This is a genomic window from Aliivibrio salmonicida LFI1238, from assembly GCF_000196495.1.
Taxonomy (GTDB): domain Bacteria; phylum Pseudomonadota; class Gammaproteobacteria; order Enterobacterales; family Vibrionaceae; genus Aliivibrio; species Aliivibrio salmonicida.
Genome location: NC_011312.1, coordinates 551,820 through 571,084, shown reverse-complemented (window position 1 = coordinate 571,084; position 19,265 = coordinate 551,820). Strand labels below are relative to the sequence as shown.

General features: G+C 40.3%; 23 protein-coding genes and 2 pseudogenes. 15 read left to right on the top strand and 10 right to left on the bottom strand.

Annotated elements, in window-relative coordinates; genetic code table 11:
* Window positions 1–41: 41 nt before the first annotated feature.
* Both tnpC and VSAL_RS24220 read left to right on the top strand, forming a co-directional pair.
* Window positions 42–1,397 (top strand): annotated as a pseudogene (gene tnpC / locus VSAL_RS02900) (IS66 family transposase); the annotation flags it as partial.
* Window positions 1,380–1,520, top strand: coding sequence for a transposase domain-containing protein (locus VSAL_RS24220; RefSeq protein ID WP_340638889.1), 141 nt, complete (start codon window positions 1,380–1,382; stop codon window positions 1,518–1,520). The pseudogene tnpC and the gene VSAL_RS24220, both read left to right, overlap by 18 nt.
* A gap of 16 nt (window positions 1,521–1,536) precedes the next feature.
* Here the strand turns inward: VSAL_RS24220 and VSAL_RS02895 are convergent.
* The 9 genes and pseudogenes from VSAL_RS02895 to mlaF form a co-directional block, all read right to left on the bottom strand.
* A pseudogene (locus VSAL_RS02895) lies at window positions 1,537–1,854 on the bottom strand (isopentenyl-diphosphate Delta-isomerase); the annotation flags it as partial.
* 70 nt (window positions 1,855–1,924) lie between these two features.
* Complete coding sequence (locus VSAL_RS02890) at window positions 1,925–2,650, bottom strand: 1-acylglycerol-3-phosphate O-acyltransferase (RefSeq protein ID WP_012549324.1); 726 nt, start codon at window positions 2,648–2,650, stop codon at window positions 1,925–1,927.
* A gap of 134 nt (window positions 2,651–2,784) precedes the next feature.
* Window positions 2,785–4,053, bottom strand: coding sequence for a UDP-N-acetylglucosamine 1-carboxyvinyltransferase (gene murA, locus VSAL_RS02885; RefSeq protein ID WP_012549323.1), 1,269 nt, complete (start codon window positions 4,051–4,053; stop codon window positions 2,785–2,787).
* Window positions 4,054–4,065: 12 nt separating this feature from the next.
* The gene (ibaG, locus tag VSAL_RS02880) at window positions 4,066–4,323 is read right to left on the bottom strand and encodes a BolA family iron metabolism protein IbaG (RefSeq protein ID WP_012549322.1); all 258 of its coding nucleotides are present in this window, start codon (window positions 4,321–4,323) and stop codon (window positions 4,066–4,068) included.
* The gene (locus tag VSAL_RS02875) at window positions 4,323–4,643 is read right to left on the bottom strand and encodes an STAS domain-containing protein (protein ID WP_012549321.1); all 321 of its coding nucleotides are present in this window, start codon (window positions 4,641–4,643) and stop codon (window positions 4,323–4,325) included. The genes ibaG and VSAL_RS02875 overlap by 1 nt, the downstream gene beginning before the upstream one ends.
* On the bottom strand, window positions 4,643–5,284 hold the full coding sequence (mlaC, locus tag VSAL_RS02870; RefSeq protein WP_012549320.1) for a phospholipid-binding protein MlaC: 642 nt from the start codon (window positions 5,282–5,284) through the stop codon (window positions 4,643–4,645). Before mlaC ends, VSAL_RS02875 begins: the two co-directional genes overlap by 1 nt.
* On the bottom strand, window positions 5,284–5,778 hold the full coding sequence (gene mlaD / locus VSAL_RS02865) for an outer membrane lipid asymmetry maintenance protein MlaD (protein ID WP_012549319.1): 495 nt from the start codon (window positions 5,776–5,778) through the stop codon (window positions 5,284–5,286). The genes mlaC and mlaD overlap by 1 nt, the downstream gene beginning before the upstream one ends.
* Window positions 5,779–5,780: 2 nt before the next feature.
* The gene (gene mlaE / locus VSAL_RS02860; protein WP_158007230.1) at window positions 5,781–6,557 is read right to left on the bottom strand and encodes a lipid asymmetry maintenance ABC transporter permease subunit MlaE; all 777 of its coding nucleotides are present in this window, start codon (window positions 6,555–6,557) and stop codon (window positions 5,781–5,783) included.
* 10 nt (window positions 6,558–6,567) lie between these two features.
* Window positions 6,568–7,374: a phospholipid ABC transporter ATP-binding protein MlaF gene (mlaF, locus tag VSAL_RS02855; RefSeq protein WP_012549317.1), complete on the bottom strand. Its 807-nt coding sequence runs from the start codon at window positions 7,372–7,374 to the stop codon at window positions 6,568–6,570.
* 198 nt (window positions 7,375–7,572) lie between these two features.
* On the opposite strand from mlaF, the gene VSAL_RS02850 reads away from it, so the two are divergent.
* From VSAL_RS02850 to mgtE, 12 genes are all read left to right on the top strand, one after another.
* Window positions 7,573–8,541 (top strand): calcium/sodium antiporter, encoded by a 969-nt coding sequence (locus VSAL_RS02850; RefSeq protein WP_012549316.1) that lies wholly within the window; start codon window positions 7,573–7,575, stop codon window positions 8,539–8,541.
* A gap of 203 nt (window positions 8,542–8,744) precedes the next feature.
* Window positions 8,745–9,719 (top strand): KpsF/GutQ family sugar-phosphate isomerase, encoded by a 975-nt coding sequence (locus VSAL_RS02845; RefSeq protein ID WP_012549315.1) that lies wholly within the window; start codon window positions 8,745–8,747, stop codon window positions 9,717–9,719.
* A complete protein-coding gene (gene kdsC, locus VSAL_RS02840; RefSeq protein ID WP_012549314.1) occupies window positions 9,719–10,276 on the top strand; it encodes a 3-deoxy-manno-octulosonate-8-phosphatase KdsC in 558 nt (185 codons plus the stop codon). Before VSAL_RS02845 ends, kdsC begins: the two co-directional genes overlap by 1 nt.
* The gene (gene lptC / locus VSAL_RS02835; RefSeq protein ID WP_012549313.1) at window positions 10,273–10,836 is read left to right on the top strand and encodes an LPS export ABC transporter periplasmic protein LptC; all 564 of its coding nucleotides are present in this window, start codon (window positions 10,273–10,275) and stop codon (window positions 10,834–10,836) included. The genes kdsC and lptC overlap by 4 nt, the downstream gene beginning before the upstream one ends.
* The gene (gene lptA / locus VSAL_RS02830) at window positions 10,817–11,317 is read left to right on the top strand and encodes a lipopolysaccharide transport periplasmic protein LptA (RefSeq protein WP_012549312.1); all 501 of its coding nucleotides are present in this window, start codon (window positions 10,817–10,819) and stop codon (window positions 11,315–11,317) included. The genes lptC and lptA overlap by 20 nt, the downstream gene beginning before the upstream one ends.
* 2 nt (window positions 11,318–11,319) lie before the next feature.
* Window positions 11,320–12,045 carry an LPS export ABC transporter ATP-binding protein gene (lptB, locus tag VSAL_RS02825; RefSeq protein WP_012549311.1) on the top strand — a complete coding sequence of 242 codons (726 nt, stop codon included), beginning with the start codon at window positions 11,320–11,322 and terminating at the stop codon, window positions 12,043–12,045.
* Window positions 12,046–12,071: 26 nt separating this feature from the next.
* Window positions 12,072–13,541, top strand: a complete 1,470-nt coding sequence (locus VSAL_RS02820) for an RNA polymerase factor sigma-54 (protein WP_012549310.1) — start codon at window positions 12,072–12,074, stop codon at window positions 13,539–13,541.
* A 19-nt stretch (window positions 13,542–13,560) separates the two neighbouring features.
* Complete coding sequence (gene hpf / locus VSAL_RS02815) at window positions 13,561–13,848, top strand: ribosome hibernation promoting factor (protein ID WP_012549309.1); 288 nt, start codon at window positions 13,561–13,563, stop codon at window positions 13,846–13,848.
* A 1-nt stretch (window position 13,849) separates the two neighbouring features.
* Window positions 13,850–14,296 carry a PTS IIA-like nitrogen regulatory protein PtsN gene (ptsN, locus tag VSAL_RS02810; protein WP_012549308.1) on the top strand — a complete coding sequence of 149 codons (447 nt, stop codon included), beginning with the start codon at window positions 13,850–13,852 and terminating at the stop codon, window positions 14,294–14,296.
* Between the two features lie 23 nt (window positions 14,297–14,319).
* Window positions 14,320–15,174, top strand: coding sequence for an RNase adapter RapZ (rapZ, locus tag VSAL_RS02805; RefSeq protein WP_012549307.1), 855 nt, complete (start codon window positions 14,320–14,322; stop codon window positions 15,172–15,174).
* 2 nt (window positions 15,175–15,176) lie between these two features.
* Complete coding sequence (locus VSAL_RS02800; RefSeq protein WP_012549306.1) at window positions 15,177–15,455, top strand: HPr family phosphocarrier protein; 279 nt, start codon at window positions 15,177–15,179, stop codon at window positions 15,453–15,455.
* Window positions 15,456–15,766: 311 nt separating this feature from the next.
* Entirely contained in the window at window positions 15,767–17,122 is a 1,356-nt protein-coding gene (gene mgtE / locus VSAL_RS02795) for a magnesium transporter (RefSeq protein WP_012549305.1), read from the top strand.
* Between the two features lie 83 nt (window positions 17,123–17,205).
* Here mgtE and pmbA read toward each other — a convergent pair whose 3' ends face one another.
* Window positions 17,206–18,549: a metalloprotease PmbA gene (gene pmbA / locus VSAL_RS02790; RefSeq protein ID WP_012549304.1), complete on the bottom strand. Its 1,344-nt coding sequence runs from the start codon at window positions 18,547–18,549 to the stop codon at window positions 17,206–17,208.
* A gap of 118 nt (window positions 18,550–18,667) precedes the next feature.
* On the opposite strand from pmbA, the gene yjgA reads away from it, so the two are divergent.
* Complete coding sequence (gene yjgA / locus VSAL_RS02785) at window positions 18,668–19,198, top strand: ribosome biogenesis factor YjgA (RefSeq protein WP_023604070.1); 531 nt, start codon at window positions 18,668–18,670, stop codon at window positions 19,196–19,198.
* Window positions 19,199–19,265: the final 67 nt, after the last annotated feature.

Here is a 19,265-nt window from a genome sequence, read left to right as displayed (position 1 = left end):
AACCGATTGATTACCTGTATTATCGTTATATAGTCATCTACATGACTGATAAAATAAAACCACTTCCTGATACCATTGACGAGCTGAAAGCACTTGTGCTTCAGCTTGAAAATAAATATAACCGTCTTCTAGAGCAATTTCGACTGGCTCAACATCAGCGCTTTGGTAAAAGCAGTGAATCTGACTCGACTCAATTTGATTTATTCAATGAAACAGAAGAAGAAATCATCATTGAAAATGATGACACACAAACGATTACCTACACTCGTCAAAAGCCAAAACGCCAACGCTTACCTGAAGACTTACCGCGTACTGTTATTATCCACGACATAAAAGATAAAACTTGTAAGTGTTGCGGTCTAGAGATGCATGCGATGGGTAAAGACATCAGTGAAAAGTTGGAATTTGTACCAGCTAAAGTGGAAGTTATTCAACATGTTCGTCCTAAATATGCTTGCCGAAATTGTGAAAAAAACAATACTTCAGTAGACATTAAACAAGCCCCAATGCCAGCGTCACCAATCCCTAAAGGGATTGCGACCGCAAGTTTACTTGCTCAAATTATTACGGCTAAATTTCAATACAGTCTTCCACTTTATCGTCAAGAAACGTTATTTCAGCAATGGGGTATCATTATTGGACGGCGAACGATGGCGGATTGGTTATAAAATGCTCGGTACTATTTACCCCTCTAATAACGAGTACATCGTATTTGCTGAACACCCACTCTGCATTGTGATGAACAACGGTAAATGTGTGGATGTGAAAAAGCAAAATGTTATATGTGGGTCTACTGCTCTGGCTATGATTCTCCAGGCTCTGGTGTTTTGCCTGGAATTGTACTTTATGATTATCAATCTAGCAGGCATGGCTACCATCCAGTTAACTTTTTAAAAGGTTATAACGGGTATTTACATACCGATGGTTACCAAGGTTATGAACAAACTGAAGCGATTTTAGTTGGCTGTTGGGCACACGCACGTCGACGATTTATTGAGGCTCAACGTGTTCAAGTAAAAGGGAAAACAGGGAGTGCAGATTGGGTATTGAGTAAAATCCAAAAGCTATACCGGATCGAATCGTTATTAAAAGAGGCTTCCCCTGAAGCCAAGTATGTTGCTAGGCAGACAGAAGCCCGCGATTTACTTAAAGAGCTCCGTGATTGGCTTGATAGCGCAGTTAGTCGAGTATCACCTAAAACAAAATTAGGTGAGGCGATTAGCTATACATTAAATCAATGGGATAAATTAGTTCGTTATATTGATGATGGATTGTTATCTATTGATAACAATCGAGCAGAGCGAGCGGTTAAACCGTTTGTTATCGGCCGGAAAAACTGGTTATTTTCGGGTTCAACGGCTGGTGCAGATTCAAGTGCAATGCTTTACAGCATTGTAGAAACAGCAAAGGCAAACGGATTAATCCCTTACGATTATATTAGGTATTGTCTAGATCGTTTATGTGTTGGATCGCCAGATATCGATTCACTTTTACCTTGGAATGTAAAAGACAAGGTGTAGTTCCCCGCACGCTTACGATAAACCAACCCAAATTATCAAATTGTTCGGCCTGAATTCCAGTAATACCAATCTCTTCAGCCAAACGACGAACACCTGCAGACTCAATAGCTTCATTCACTCGGGGGTGAGAGCAGCACGTATTACTCCATTTCCCTTTGCTGTGATATTTACATTCAGCTCGTTTCTGCAAAAGAAACTCTCTGCCCTCTTTTGTTTCACGGCAAAGCAAAACCGAAAATGCTAAATGCAGTAATCCTTTTTTATGTGCTTCTAATTTTTCCATGGTGCCAATGGCATCACCTTGCGCATTAACAAGGACAACTTCTTCTTTCATTATTTCTTCTACACATCAAAATAAAAAGGGTACACGGAGATCCGTATACCCTTAAAAATAATTATAAAATTTAAGCTTGGTTGCGTTCTGCAACTTCTTTATTTAATTCTTCTAGCTTAACTTTCATTTGTTCACGACATTCATTCGCTAATTCACGAACGTTCGCTTTCGTGTAACCATCAAGGCTTACTGGCGGTAAAATTTCGACAATAACCACACCGTTATTCCAACGATTTAGTTTTACGCCTTCCGTATTACTACACACAATCGGAGTCACTGGAACATCAGCAGCGATAGCCGCATGAAATGCACCCGTTTTAAATGGCAATAAACCACGACCACGAGAACGCGTTCCTTCTGGGAACATCCATACAGAGACATTACGTTTCTTAATATTATCCGCAACTTGTGAAATCGTACCTACCGCTTTACTGCGATTATTACGGTCAATAAGAATATTACCGGTGATCCAATACAGTTGACCAAACAACGGCATCCACGCGATGCTTTTTTTACCTACAGTCACTGTTCTTGGTTGAATTGCCCCAGAGACAGTAAACAAATCCCAGCTATTTTGATGGTTTGCGATGTATAAACTTGGTCCTGAATTTTTAACACTTTCAGGAACTCGCACTTCAAGTTTAATACCAAATACTCGCGACATACGAGCAAACCAAAGACCAAAAGTATAAACGTGTTTTGGGTTACGTGGGCTTAATAAGCAATAACCACAGCCAAATACAAACGTAAAGACAGCAAAGATAGCCAAAGCAATCAGGCGTAACAATGCAATCATAAGTGTTTCTCCTAAAATATATACATTCCACTCAATATCTAATTCAGTGTACTTATATTACAAACAATAAAAAACCGGGTCATATATACCCGGTTTCCACTTTAGTACTGATGTAGCCTAAATAATCGTGAAGATTATAATTCGCTACTACGAACTCTTTCGATATTCGCGCCTAATGCGGTTAACTTGTCTTCGATCTTATCATAACCACGGTCGATATGATAAATACGATCAACAATTGTTTCACCTTTTGCTATACAACCTGCGATAACAAGGCTTGCAGAGGCTCTTAAATCTGTTGCCATTACTTGAGCACCACTTAAACCATCAGTATCACCACAAATAGCAGTATTACCTTCAATCTCAGCGTGAGCACCCATACGTTGCAATTCAGGAATGTGCATGAAACGGTTTTCAAAAATCGTTTCCGTAATAATACCTGGACCTTTCGCCATCATATTTAACAATGTGAATTGCGCTTGCATGTCTGTTGGAAATGCAGGATGTGGAGCCGTACGGATATTTACCGCTTTTAGCTCTCGGCCTGTCATGTCTAAACTGATCCAGTCTTCACCAGATTCAACTTTAGCGCCCGCTTCTTCAAGCTTAGCCAAAACAGATTCAAGTAGGCTCGCTTTCGTATTTTTACATACGACTTTACCGCCAGATACAGCAGCTGCGACAAGGAATGTCCCCGTTTCTATACGGTCAGCAACCACTTCATGATATCCACCACCAAGACGTTCAACGCCTTCAATAGTAATCGTATCGGTTCCCATACCTGATACTTTCGCACCAATAGCATTAAGGAAATGAGCAGTATCTACAATCTCAGGTTCACGCGCTGCGTTTTCTAAAATAGTCGTGCCTTCAGCCAAAGTCGCTGCACACATAACCGTGATGGTTGCGCCAACACTGACTTTATCCATAACGATGTGTGCGCCTTTTAAGCGGCCATCAACTTCAGCTTTAACGTAACCGTCTTCAAGCTTAATAGTTGCACCCAGTTGCTCAAGACCGTGAATATGAAGGTCAACAGGACGAGCACCAATAGCACAACCACCAGGTAAAGATACTTGGCCTTTACCAAAACGTGCAACCAATGGACCGAGTGCCCAAATTGATGCACGCATCGTTTTAACTAAATCATACGGTGCACAAAAGTTATTAACTTCGCTTGCATCAATATGAACTGAACCATTACGAGAAACCTTAGCGCCTAAGCGTTGCAGTAACTCTATCGTTGTATCAACATCACGAAGTTTAGGAACATTGGCAACTTCTACTGGCTCTTCAGCAAGTAATGCAGCGAATAAAATTGGTAGTGCAGCATTTTTTGCACCAGAAATCGTAACCTCTCCTGAAAGTGGTTTATCGCTTCCTTGAATTCGGAACTTATACATTCAAAAGGCCTCTTAGAATAAGCTATTTAATTTTTTATCACGTGCCCACTCTTCCGGAGTAAACGCTTTGATTGATAGAGCGTGAATAGTATTTGTTGAGATGTGTTCCATCAAAGGTCCATAGATGGTTTGTTGCTTTTTAACTCTGTTCATTCCATTGAACGATTCATCCACAGCAATAACTTCAAAATGGCTTCCTTCACCTTTAACGTGAATCTCTTGAAGTTGAAGTGCTGCGTCTAATAATTCTTTAATCTCGGCGCTATCCATTACTCTACCTTTTGCGTTATTAAGTGATCAGCAAACAATGATTCCACATTACTTAATTGAATTAAAGTAATGAGCTGATCAGGGACGAAAGCAAGCATTATATGACAGTTTTGTTTTTTTGCATGCTCTATTAGGTGTAAAAGTAACACAACACCTGCTGAGTCAATACGATTAACGTGAGTTAAGTCTACCTTTACTTGCTCAAGTTTAGGTTTCCATTCTGTCAATTTATTCCAAAGATTAGGCACAGTCTCACGATCAAGCGTCCCTTTGAAGCTAATTTCATCAGATTTAGCCTCACATAAATCCATTTCGCTCATTACTTACTTCCTTCTAAGCGAATAGGTTGAGCGGCTAATGAGGTTAATTCTTTACTGACTGACTCAATGCCTTCTTTACGAATCTTAGCACTCCATTCAGATTGCTTTGTCGATAATAAGCTCACGCCTTCCGCTACCATATCAAATGCTTGCCACTCTGATGTTTTCTTATTCTTACGTAATTTAAAATCTACTTTTACCGTTGGACGAGCTGAATCAAGAATATCAACACGAACACTAATGATAGATTTTTTTTCAGGAATCGCTTTTGGCTTCTCTAATTCGATTTTTTGATCAGTATATAACGTTAATACTTGAGCGTATGACGACACGAGGTAGCCACGAAAAGCCGTCACAAATTGTTCTCTTTCTGCTGCCGTGGTTTTCTTTAGATGAGGCCCAAGTAATTTATACGCGGCATACTTTACATTAACGTACGGCATCAATTCTTCTTCAACGACCGTTTTTAATATATTGGGATCTTTTTGAATAGCGACTTGCTCTGCTTTTAATCGAGCAAAAGTGTCTTCAGAGACTTTTGTCATCATTTCATAAGGTTTGGTTTTATCAATCGGTTCAGCTTGAGCGACACCAATAAAAAGGGAAAGTATGATCCCTACGATTTTCATCCCTAACTTCATTATTTATCCTCACTTTTTTCTGATGAATCACCACCAATGCTATACAGCACTTGCCCTATCATATCTTCTAATACTAATGCTGATTTGGTGTCTTCAATGTAGTCACCCTCACCAAGCATATCAATGTCTTCATCAATAAAACCAGGAACGATACCTACATATTGTTCACCAATTAATCCGGCGGTTAAAATTTGTGCCGCAGAAGTTTCAGGAAATTGGCCAAATTGTTTATCAATTTGCATACTGACAACCGGTAAGTAGCTTTCGATATCTAATGTAATACCGGAAACACGGCCGACAACAACGCCCCCGATTTTAACCGGTGAGCGAGACTTTAAGCTGCCGATATTATCGAACTGTGCATTAATAGTGTAGTACTCTCCACTGCCACCACTACGAACATCGGCCACTTTTAGTAGCAACATTAATAACGCTGCCGCGCCAGCCAAAACAAAAAATCCAACTAATAATTCTATTTTACGTGTTTGCTGCATGATTAATTCCCAAACATCAGTGCTGTAAGCACAAAATCAATTCCTAATACCGCCAGTGACGAATGCACTACCGTTCGTGTTGTTGCTAATGAGATCCCTTCTGATGTTGGGGTCGCATCATAGCCATTAAATAAAGCAATCCATGTCACGACAAACGCAAACACGACACACTTAATTAAACTGTTAACAATGTCGTGGCGTACATCGACCGATGCTTGCATTACTGACCAAAAGCTTCCGTGATCAATACCTTTCCATTCAACACCAACAATTTGACCACCCCATATACCCACAGCCATAAAAATCATCGCCAGTAATGGCATTGAAATAACACCCGCCCATAAGCGCGGGGCAATAATACGACGCAAAGGATCTATCGCCATCATTTCCATACTAGACAACTGCTCTGTCGTTTTCATTAACCCTATTTCTGCAGTTAATGCAGAGCCGGCACGCCCAGCAAATAAGAGTGCGGTAACCACAGGGCCTAATTCACGTAATAACGAAAGTGACACCAATTGGCCGAGACTGGTTTCTGCACCGTAATCGACTAAAATCACATAACCTTGAAGGCTTATCACCATGCCGATAAACAGCCCAGAGACCACGATAATAACAAGCGATAACACACCGACTGAATACAGCTGTTGCAATAACAATGGAAACATTCTTACGGGTTGAGGCTTTGCAATGATCGCCCCAAAAAGCATAAAAGTCGCTCGACCAATAGCTTCGCACGTTGAAAGCGCTCGCTTACCAATATTTTCAACAAATAAGATTAAAGAGAAATTACTCACCAGGAAATAACTCCTCAACTAATGGTTTCGACGGAAAGCGAAAAGGAACGGGTCCGTCAGAGCGGCCATCTAAAAATTGTCGTACTTGAGGGTCTGGATTGTTTTCTAGCTCGAAAGGAGAACCTTGAGCAATAATTTTACCGTTAGCCAATAAATAGACATGATCAGCAATACTCATGACTTCAGGAACATCATGAGAAACAACAACCGAAGTTAACCCTAATGCGTCATTCAAATTACGAATTAGCTCAACCAAAACCCCCATAGTGATGGGATCTTGCCCAACAAAGGGTTCATCGTACATGATCAAATCAGGATCTAACGCGATGGCTCGCGCCAATGCAGCACGACGTGCCATACCACCAGACAATTCGCTTGGCATTAATTCTGAAGCACCACGTAAACCCACGGCTTCTAACTTCAATAACACCAATGTTCGAATAAACTCTTCTGATAATTGAGTATGCTCACGCAATGGAAAAGCCACATTATCAAACACATTCATGTCGGTAAATAGAGCCCCAGATTGAAACAGCATCCCCATTTTTTTTCGGGCTAAATACAGGGCTTTTCGTCCCAACTTAGGAATATTCCACCCTTCAAAATGTATATCGCCTGATTCGGGTAAAATCTGTCCGCCAATCAAGCGCAACAACGTTGTTTTACCTATTCCAGAAGGCCCCATAATTGCGGTTATTTTGCCTTTTGGAACAAACAAACTAATATCATCAAAAATAACTCGATTTCCTCGTCTAAAGGTTAAGTTATCTACTTTTACTAAAATGGGTTGTGTATCCATATCACCACTTATTCATTTAAAACCATTCATTCTACGTATTAATGAAGTATACGTGAACTGGTTATAGTCTCTATGATTTTTTCCTCTAACTTAGAAACCATCATTTAAAGACAACCTTTTTCCTTTCTTTTTTGTCATATAAACGTCAAAATTAGGGGTTAACTATAATAATCATCATTACAAAAGGAAATTAATACAATGACAGAGCTGCTTATGCCATCTCTACTTCTTGTCGTAGGACTCTCTTTACTTGTTTGGGGCGCCGATAAATTGGTATTTGGTTCTGCCGCATTAGCGAAGAACTATGGTATCTCTCCCCTTGTCATTGGTATGACTATATTAGCGATGGGTTCATCTGCCCCAGAAATGATGGTTTCTGCTGCTGCCGCCTTAGATGGAAAAACAGATACCGCTGTTGGTAATGTCATTGGCTCTAACATCGCTAACATCGCATTAATTTTAGGTATTACTGCCTTAATTAAACCACTAGCCATTAGCTCTGGCATCATTCGCCGTGAACTACCTCTGATGTTGATCGTAACATTGCTGGCTGGTGGCATCATGTATGATAACTACCTAGGATTTAATGAAGGCATTTTACTTGTTGCTCTTTTCATCGCTTTTATTCTTGCGATGTTATATATCAGCCGAAAAGAACAACCCAATGGTGACACGCTACTTAATGAACAAGAATCAGAGATCCCTGATGGTGTTCCTAACGGAAAAGCAATTTTCTGGGTGGTAGTTGGCCTTGCACTGTTACCATTAGGCGCAAATATGCTGATTGATAACGCGGTTATTATTGCAAAACATTTTGGTATGAGTGATTTAGTTATTGGTTTAACAATTATTGCTATCGGAACAAGTCTTCCTGAACTTGCCGCATCTGTTGCGGGTGTATTGAAAGGCGAAGATGACATGGCTGTTGGTAATATTATTGGTTCTAACGTATTCAATATTCTTGCCGTTATGGGGATCCCTGCACTTCTACACCCATCAAGTATCAGTGAATATATTATGAGCCGTGACTTCTACGTAATGTTAGGCGTTTCTGTTTTACTTCTTATTATGGCGTTGGGTAAAAGTCGCAGCATTAACCGTATTGAAGGTGGTATTTTAGTGACGTGTTTCCTTATATATCAAGGATTCCTTTTCTACACGATGTAATCATCTACCCCGTTTAATAGAAAAATAGGTAGGTTAGTTAATAAAAAACACTTTATTAATTAGCTACCTATCTATTTTTTACCTCCCCCTCCTTATAACTACCTCCGCAGCCTTGAACTACCTCTGGTATATGGCATAATAATTGTATACGCTATTCATCTAAACCATACATCTGCTATAACCAAAATAAAGGTGGTAACCCGATGGCAACTCAGTTTGATTTCTGCAAAGCAGGAAAGAATGTTCTTCAAATTGAAATTGATGCACTTACCCAACTGAACAATTACATCAATGATGATTTTACTAAAGCATGTCAATTAATGCTGGAATGCAAACGTAAAGTCGTTATAATGGGAATGGGGAAATCGGGACACATAGGCAAAAAGATAGCAGCTACATTGGCAAGTACCGGTACTCCCTCTTTCTTTGTGCATCCAGGCGAAGCAAGTCATGGCGATTTAGGCATGATAGAAAAAGGGGATGTCATTTTGGCTATATCAAACTCAGGAGAAGCGGCCGAAATATTAGCGCTTCTGCCTGTCATTAAACGCCAAGGTATTACGTTAATTACCATGACAAGCAAATCAAGCTCAAGCATGGCAAACGTGGCAGATGTAAATCTACTCATCACCGTTCCACAAGAAGCATGCCCGCTTGCTTTGGCTCCAACATCTAGCACAACAGCAACGCTAGTCATGGGGGATGCATTAGCAATGGCTCTTTTAGAAGCTCGTGGATTCACCTCTGATGACTTTGCACTATCTCACCCTGGTGGTGCTCTTGGTCGTAAGCTATTACTTCATCTTGCAGATATCATGCATACAGACGATGAATTACCAATGGTAACGTCAGACGCATTAATTAAAACAGCCTTATTAGAAGTCTCAGAAAAAGGCCTCGGTATGACCGCTATCGTTGATGAAGACCAAAAAGTCATTGGTATCTTTACCGATGGTGATTTACGTCGTCTTCTGGATAACCGCATTGATATTCACACACAAACCATTGGTGAAGTCATGGCTCATACTCCTTCAGTTGCAAGCCCTAATTTATTGGCTGTTGAAGGGCTAAACCTAATGCAAGATAAAAAAATTAATGGCTTATTGCTATGCGATGAAAACAATCGCTTAGTCGGCGCATTGAATATGCATGATCTTCTAAAAGCAGGAGTAATGTAATGCCAACCATGATCGAAACCCTTTATGGTGAAGTGGAAGAATCAATCCTCTCTATCGCTAAAACAATAAAACTGCTCATTTGTGATGTTGATGGTGTCTTTTCTGACGGCCTTGTTTATATGGGCAATGACGGTGAAGAATTAAAAACCTTTCATACTCGCGATGGGTATGGTGTTAAATCATTAATGTCTGCGGGTGTTGAAGTTGCAATTATTACAGGACGCAACTCTCAAATTGTAGAAAATAGAATGAGAGCACTTGGTATTTCACTTATCTACCAAGGCCAAGACAATAAATTACAAGCATATGAAGATATTTTAACTAAACTCAACATAGCACCTGAACATACGGGTTACATCGGTGATGATCTGATCGATTGGCCTGTAATGGAAAAGGTGGCACTTAAAGTCTGCGTTGCCGATGGTCATCCCCTACTGGTTAAACGTGCAAACTATGTGACCACCATTAAAGGCGGTCACGGTGCGGTTCGTGAAGTAAGCGACCTTATCTTGGAAGCAAAAGGGGAATTAGAGCAACATAAAGGCTTAAGTATATGACCCTAAAACACCTTTTTATGACCTTATTGTTATTGATCGCAAGTTGGTCAGGCTATTACTTGTATTATGAATACGCAAAAAGCGAACAACAAGTAATCCCTGATCTACAAACACCTGTTTTTACAGGTAAAAACGTCAGTAATAATAACTATGATGAAAATGGCGTTCGCAACTACCAAATAAACGCAAAAGCACTTGCTCGCTTTGCTCAAACAGGTAACACCAATTTTACCATTCCTCATTTATTTGTATTTAAAGAGGGCAAAGTAAAAGAGTGGGAAATAATTTCGGATGTTGGTGTCCTAAATAAAGATCATACCCTCTATTTAACAGGAAACGTTATTATCAAAAATCTGTTACCTGAAGCTGCCTTTGACACCATGACAACTGACAGCATGACGATCGAACTTACAACAAAAGATTTTATGACAGATGATGTCGTCAATCTGGTTGGCCCAACTTTCGAAACTACTGGTGTAGGAATGAAAGGTAATTTCACTAGCCAACAAACGACCCTATTAGAGAATGTACAAGGTATCTATGAAGCTTTCACACGTTAGTCTACTTGCCGGTTTATTATTCAGTTCTTCAAGTTGGGCATTAAGCACCGATACAGAACAACCGATTCATATTAATTCAGACACTCAAAACTTTGATATGCAAAGTAACAGAGTGACCTTCAACGGTGATGTTACTTTAAAACAAGGCAGCATTAAGATATTTGCAGATAAACTTATTGTTATACGTCCTCAAGGCCAAGAAGGCAGAGAAATTCTTGAAGCGTACGGAAAGCCAGCTCGTTTTAGTCAATTAACCGATGACGGTAAAACACTGAGAGGGAAAGCAAATAAATTGCGTTATGAGCTAGAAAATGAATTTCTAACAATGACGGACAATGCTGAACTAACCCAAGACGACAGTGTTATTCAGGGTAAAGTGATTACCTATAATATGAAGACACAAAAGTTAATTGCGGATGGTGGTAAAGACGAACGAGTCACTACTATTCTCCAACCTAGTCAATTGAATAAAAAACAATAATTATGGCCATATTAGAAGCAAAAAACCTCGCAAAAACATACGGCAGCCGTAAAGTCGTATCTGATGTAAGCCTAACGGTTGAGTCAGGGAAAATTGTTGGCCTTCTTGGCCCTAACGGCGCGGGTAAAACAACGTCTTTCTATATGATTGTTGGTTTAGTGTCTCGCGATGAAGGCTCTATCACTATTGATGGTGTCGATATTTCACTTCAACCAATGCATAACCGTTCAAAAATGGGCATTGGCTATTTACCTCAAGAAGCGTCTATTTTTAGAAAACTGTCCGTATTCGATAACATCATGGCAGTGCTTCAAACTCGCAAAGATTTATCTAAAGCAGAACGCTTAGATAAACTTGAAGAGTTATTGGATGAATTTAATATTCAGCACATTCGCAACAGTAACGGCATGGCTCTTTCTGGTGGCGAACGTCGTCGAGTTGAGATCGCTCGTGCATTAGCCGCAAACCCAAAGTTCATTTTACTTGATGAACCTTTTGCCGGTGTTGATCCTATTTCTGTAATCGACATCAAAAAAATCATTCAACATTTAAGAGACCGAGGGTTAGGTGTGTTAATTACAGACCACAACGTTCGTGAAACTCTCGATGTGTGTGAACACGCTTATATCGTAAGCCAAGGTCATATGATTGCAAATGGTACCCCCGAACACGTATTAAATGATGAACATGTAAAACGCGTTTATCTTGGTGATCAATTTAAGTTGTAATGGATTAATAAAGGTATCGCTAAATAATGAAAGCATCTCTTCAGCTAAAAATGGGCCAACAGCTTGCAATGACTCCTCAGTTGCAGCAAGCCATTCGATTATTGCAATTATCGACACTTGACCTGCAGCAAGAGATTCAAGAAGCTCTCGACTCTAACCCTCTTCTTGATGTCGAAGAAGAGCAATTAAGCACGCCTGAAAGTTTACTGTCTCCTGAACCTACACCAGAAAAAGAAACCGCCACAGCAGAACAAGAACCCTCTGTCACTGACAGCAGTGATGTCATTGATAGCAATAATATTTCTGAAGAATTAGAGATGGATGCTAGTTGGGATGATGTTTACAGTGCAAACAGTGGCAGTACTGGATTAGCGATTGATGATGACACCCCATTATACCAAGGTGAAACCACCGAAAGTTTGCAAGATTATTTAATGTGGCAAGCAGAACTAACTCCATTTACGGAAGTCGATCGCGCTATCGCCACCACCATTATTGAGTCATTAGATGAATATGGTTATCTAACCATTAGTTTAGATGACGTACTCGAAAGCATTGGAAATGAAGAAGTCGAGCTCGATGAAGTTGAAGCCGTTCTCAAACGTATTCAACATTTTGACCCTCTCGGCGTCGCTTCTCGAGATCTCGCTGAATGTTTAATGATCCAATTAGCGACCTATCCAGTAGATACCCCTTGGCTACCAGAAACTCAATTAATCTTAACAAAGCATATTAATTTATTAGGTAATCGTGACTACCGACAGTTAGCAAAAGAGACTAAGCTAAAAGAGTACGATTTAAAACAAGTGATGATGCTTATCCATCAATTGGACCCTCGCCCAGGCAACCGAGTCATCGATACTGATACTGAGTATGTTATTCCTGATGTTTCTGTCTTTAAGCATAATGGAAAATGGGTCGTCACTATAAACCCAGACAGTGTCCCTCGCTTAAAAGTAAATGCAGAATATGCGGCATTAGGAAAAGGCTTAGGCAACAGTCCTGATGGACAATTTATTCGTACGAATTTGCAAGAAGCAAAATGGTTAATTAAAAGCTTAGAGAGCAGAAACGAGACTCTGCTCAAAGTTGCACGCTGTATAGTTGAACATCAACAAGATTTCTTCGAGTATGGTGAAGAAGCGATGAAACCAATGGTATTGAATGACATCGCTTTAGACGTTGAAATGCACGAATCCACCATATCGCGCGTAACAACACAAAAATTCATGCATACCCCTCGTGGTATTTTTGAATTGAAATATTTCTTCTCTAGTCATGTTAGTACGGACAGCGGCGGTGAATGCTCATCGACGGCAATCCGGGCACTAGTGAAAAAATTAGTGGCAGCAGAGAATCAAGCCAAGCCACTAAGTGACAGTAAAATTGCGACCTTACTGGCTGAACAAGGCATACAAGTGGCACGACGAACCATTGCTAAATATCGTGAATCACTGGGTATTGCCCCATCAAATCAGCGTAAGCGTTTACTTTAATTAACAGAAAGGAAGTGTTATGCAAATAAACATCACAGGTCAAAACGTCGAACTAACCGATAGCCTTCGTGAGTACGTAGATACTAAATTCCAAAAATTAGAACGTTTTTTTGAACATATTCATAATGTACACGTTGTATTAAAGCTGGAAAAAGTTCACCATGTCGCTGAAGCAACACTTCATGTAAACCAAGGGGACATACACGCTCATTCTGATTCAGAAGATATGTATGCCGCGATTGATGGCTTGGTGGATAAACTTATTCGCCAACTCAATAAACATAAAGAAAAATTAAGTAGTCATTAACATGCAGCTAAGCACCATTCTTTCATTGGATTGCACCAAAAGTGCAGTCCAGTGTACTAGCAAGAAACGCGCACTAGAATTGATCAGTGAAATTGCAGCACCTCAACTGGGTCAAAATCCACAAGCGCTTTTTGAAAGCTTATTAAATCGTGAAAAAATGGGAAGTACAGGCATCGGCAATGGCATTGCTATCCCCCACGGTCGACTTCATAATTGTGATACTGCGGTAGCGGTATTAATCCAATGCCAAGAACCTATAGAGTTTGATTCTATTGATAATCGTCCTGTTGATGTTCTTTTTGCTTTACTTGTTCCTGATGAACAATGCAAATTACACCTCAAAACACTGTCTAGTGTGGCTGAAAAACTCAATGACAAACAGATCTTACGTCAGCTTCGTCATGCTGAAAGCGATCAAGAGTTGTATCAAATTTTCACATCTGAATAGATTAAAAAGTTAAGGTTATAAACATGAAGCTAATGGTCGTTAGTGGTAATTCAGGCGCCGGTAAATCGGTTGCCCTGCGAGTGTTAGAAGATTTAGGTTATTATTGCGTTGATAATCTACCCGTTGATCTTCTTGCTCAATTTGTTGAATCTATCCAGCACAGTAGTCAAAATGTTGCAGTAAGTGTGGATATCAGAAACTTACCTAAAGACCCTTCATTATTAAAAAACACCTTAACTGAACTCAAAAAATCCCATGATGTCACCGTTATTTTCTTAGATGCTGAAGATAAAGAGCTAATTAAACGTTACAGCGAAACTCGCCGTTTGCACCCCCTTTCTCTCATTGGTGAGCAATGTTCATTAGAACAAGCCGTTGAACTAGAAAAGAGTATTCTTTGCCATTTTAAAGAAGACGCTGATCTCGTATTAGATACGACAAGTAAATCCATTCATGATTTAAGTGAAACACTCCGTTCTCGTATTCTTGGTCGAGAATCAAAAGAATTGGTGATGGTCTTTGAATCATTTGGTTTTAAACACGGCTTACCTACCGATGCAGACTATGTATTTGACGTCCGCTTCTTACCGAACCCACATTGGGAACCGACATTACGACCAATGACAGGGTTAGATAAGCCCGTTGCAGATTACTTAGAAAAGCACGCGGAAGTCATTCAATTAAAAGAGCAAATACAACACTTTTTAATGACTTGGTTACCCGCTTTAGAAAAGAATAATCGCAGCTATTTAACCGTCGCAATTGGTTGTACTGGTGGACAACATCGCTCCGTTTACATTACTCAACAACTTGGTGAGTATTTCAAACAGCAAGGCCAGCAAGTTCAAATACGACATAAAACCTTAGAGAGACATTAAGCATGCCTATCTCATCACGTCACCTCCTCATTAAAAACCGCCTCGGATTACATGCGCGTGCAGCCATTAAATTAGTGGAAATGGCACAAAGTTTTAAGGCAACCATTACGATCACAAATGATGAGAACTTACAGGCAACAGCAGATGGCGTAATGGGACTTCTAATGCTAGATTCAGCTCAAGGTCAATATGTTGATGTCTCAGCGGATGGACCCGATGCAGTACAAGCGCTTAACGCTATTTGCGAACTAATTGAAGCCGGCTTTGATGAAGATGAGTAGATAATACCAATACCATCAACAGTTTGACCTAATCCTCACATAATTCACTTATCGTCCCCTCTAAATTGCGTTACTATTCAGCCCATTATCTAATCTAGATTGTCTATACTCATAATTCGAGTTAACAATCGGTCTTATCCAATAGCCTTAATTCAATGATCTATTTATTACGCAGGGAAACCACCTAAAAGCAAGACAGTGTTGTTTGGTAACTATTTATCCTAGTTACACTATGTCTACGTTGTTATTACGTGATTTAACCAGCAAGAATGTGCAAGTAATTAATATTATTGGAATCCATGGGGGAGAGTATGCAAGAGCTACAAGATTTCGATCAAACCCATCAAACTCTTCAAGAAGTATCTAATGCACTTGATAGTGGGATGTTTGTCCATGTTCGTCGTTTATTACAAGACATGGAACCCGAGGATATTGCCCATTTATTAGAAGCTTCACCGAGGAAGAGCCGTAACGTATTATGGCAACTGACCGATCCTGAAGATTATGGCGAGATCCTCGATGAGCTGTCTGAAGATGTAAAAGACGGCATCGTCTCTAGAATGAATCCTGAGAGTATTGCAGAAGCAACCGAAGGTATGGAGACAGATGATGTCGCTTATGTCCTTCGTAGCTTACCCAACGACCTCTCACGAGAAATATTAAGCCAAATGGACACGGTAGATCGCTTCCGTGTTGAAACTGCCTTATCTTATCCAGAAGATACCGCTGGCGGTATGATGAACACCGATTTCATCACCATTAGAGCGGATGTAGAGATCGACGTAGTTTTACGTTATCTGCGCATGAAAGGCGACCTTCCTGAATCAACCGATGCTTTGTATGTACTTGACGAAGAAAGCCGCTTAATTGGCCACCTTTCGTTGACGACATTATTAACCACTCAACAAGACACTTTAGTTAGTGATGTCATGAGTGATGCTGATGAAGCCATTCCTGTAAATACGGATGACGGTGAGGTAGCAAATCTCTTTGAACGTCGTAACTGGGTTTCTGCTCCTGTCGTGGATGAAAATCACTTACTCCTTGGTCGAATCACCATTGATGATGTGGTTGATGTTATTCGTGAAGATGCTGAACACTCAATGATGAGTATGGCGGGTATGGATGATGAAGAAGATACCTTTGCACCCGTTGTAAAATCGGCCCGCCGTCGTAGTGTTTGGTTAGGTATGAACGTACTCGCCGCTTTAGCCGCCGCGTCAGTGTCTAATATGTTTGAAGCAACGTTAGCGCAAATGGCCTCCATTGCGGTATTAATGACCATCGTTCCTTCAATGGGGGGGGTTGCAGGAAATCAAACCGTTGCGTTGGTGATCCGTGGTTTAGCCGTTGGTCATATCGGTGACAGTAACCAGAAAGAACTATTAATGAAAGAAGCAGGGATTGGTCTTCTTAATGGTATTTTATGGGCCTCTATCATTGGCGGTATCGTCATGGTTTGGAAAAGTGACATGATGCTTGGCGCGATTATCTCTGCTGCAATGCTCGTTAACCTAACTGTTGCCGGAATTGCAGGCGTAAGTATTCCATTGATCCTAAAGAAAATGAATATCGACCCGGCGTTGGCGGGAGGAATGGCACTAACAACCATCACCGATATTATCGGCCTATTTGCTTTTCTAGGCCTCGCCACTATTTTAATGTAATACATAAAAATAACGCATTAAAAAGCGCGCTCTCATAATATGACAGCGCGCTTTTTTATTCTTTTTATAAAACGATTCAAGTATTACTGACCGGCTATTTTCATCGATTCAATTAGGATTGAACCCGTTTGAATTTGTGAACGTGTTTCTACATCACTACCGACTGCAATAATGTTTTGGTACATTTCTGCTAAGTTGCCCGCAATGGTAATCTCTGACACAGGATATTGGATCTCACCATTCTCAACCCAAAAACCAGCGGCACCACGAGAGTAATCACCCGTCACCGTATTTACGCCTTGGCCCATAAGCTCAGTAACAAGAAGACCCGTTCCCATTGTTTTGAGCATTTGATCAAAACTTTGGCCTGTTGATTTAACAAACCAGTTATGAATACCACCAGCGTGACCCGTTGGTGTCATATTCAATTTTCGTGCAGCGTAGCTCGTTAGTAAATACGTCGCTAATACGCCATCAGTGATTATTTCACGATCTTGTGTATACAGCCCTTCGCTATCAAATGGACTGCTTGCTAGACCTTTCAATATATGTGGGCGTTCACTCACGTTAAACCAATCTGGTAAGATTTTTTCATTTAGCTTATCAAGCATAAACGTTGATTTACGATAAAGGTTTGCTCCGCTAATCGCCATCACAAGATGCCCAATTAAGCCCGTTGCAACATCAGCTGAAAACATAACCGGTACTTTCATCGTATTTAATTTTTGAGCATCTAAACGGCTGACAGTTCGCTCAGCAGCGTCTAAGCCTACTTTTTTCGCATCCCATAAATCATCACGATGGCGAGCAACGGTGTAGCTGTAATCTCGCTCCATGTTGCCATTTTTATCAACACCAATGACACTGCAGCTAATACTGTGGCGACTTGATGGATAGCTCGCTAACATGCCATGACTATTACCATAAACCTTAATACCATAATGGCTATCGTAGCTCGCTCCATCACTTTGCTTAATGGATGAATGATAAGCTAAAGCGGCTTCTTCAGCTTCAATTGCCTTTTGTGCGGCATAGTCTGGCTCTGGATCATCAGGATGAAACAAATCTAAATCAGGAATATTTTGCGCCATTAATTCTTTTGGTGCCGGACCTGAAAATGGGTCTTCTGACGTATAATTTGCGATATCAAGCGCAGCTGCTACCGTCTCTTGAATGGCTTTGTCACTTAAATCAGATGTCGATGCGCTGCCTTTTCTATGGCCACGGTAAACCGTAATACCTAATGCGCCATCACGATTAAACTCAACGTTTTCAACCTCTCCCATCAAAGTTGACACACTGATTCCTGTCGTTTTTGTAATCGCAACTTCTGCAGCACTCGCATGCTTAGTTGCCATTTCTAAAGCCTTCGCTACTGCTGCTTCAAGTTCTATTTTTTGATTCATCATTTGGGCTTTTGCATCCATAACATCTGACTGAACATATACATTTTTACTAGAATAACACTCTATGTGATAAATTTGCGCCCAATTATCTATTTATCTTGCTAAAATAGAGAGAATCACCCATTAAAGAATGAAGACCATGGCACGTAAAAATCAAAAAGCTCCTTGGGAAGAAGAAGAAGAGATCATCTGGGTAAGTAGAACCGAGATGAAAAATGACATGGAAGCCATACAAAAATTAGGCGAAGAGCTTGTTGGTTTAAAACCTGCCGTTCTTGCTAAATTTCCATTATCAGAGCTCCTACAAATAGCGATCTTTGATGCACAACGTTTTAGAAACGAAGCAAAACGTCGCCAATTACAATACATTGGCAAACTAATGCGATTAGAAGATCCTGAAGCAATTCAAGCGGCTTTAGATAAAGTGCGTAACAAGCACTCGCAAACAACTATCGCTCTTCAGAAGTTAGAAATCCTACGTGATCGTATGATTGAAACGCCTGATGCAGTGATTGAAGATCTCATGGTGAAATACCCAGAAGCTGATCGCCAACGCTTCCGTCAACTTGCTCGCCAAGCAAAAAAAGAAAAAGAATCGAATAAGCCACCAAAGGCATACCGTGAAATTTTCCAAGTATTAAAAGATTTATATTTAGCAAAAGATCTATAATTCTTCTGATATAAAGAGACAAATAAAAAAGAGCCAAGCATTATTAATGCTTGGCTCTTTTTATATA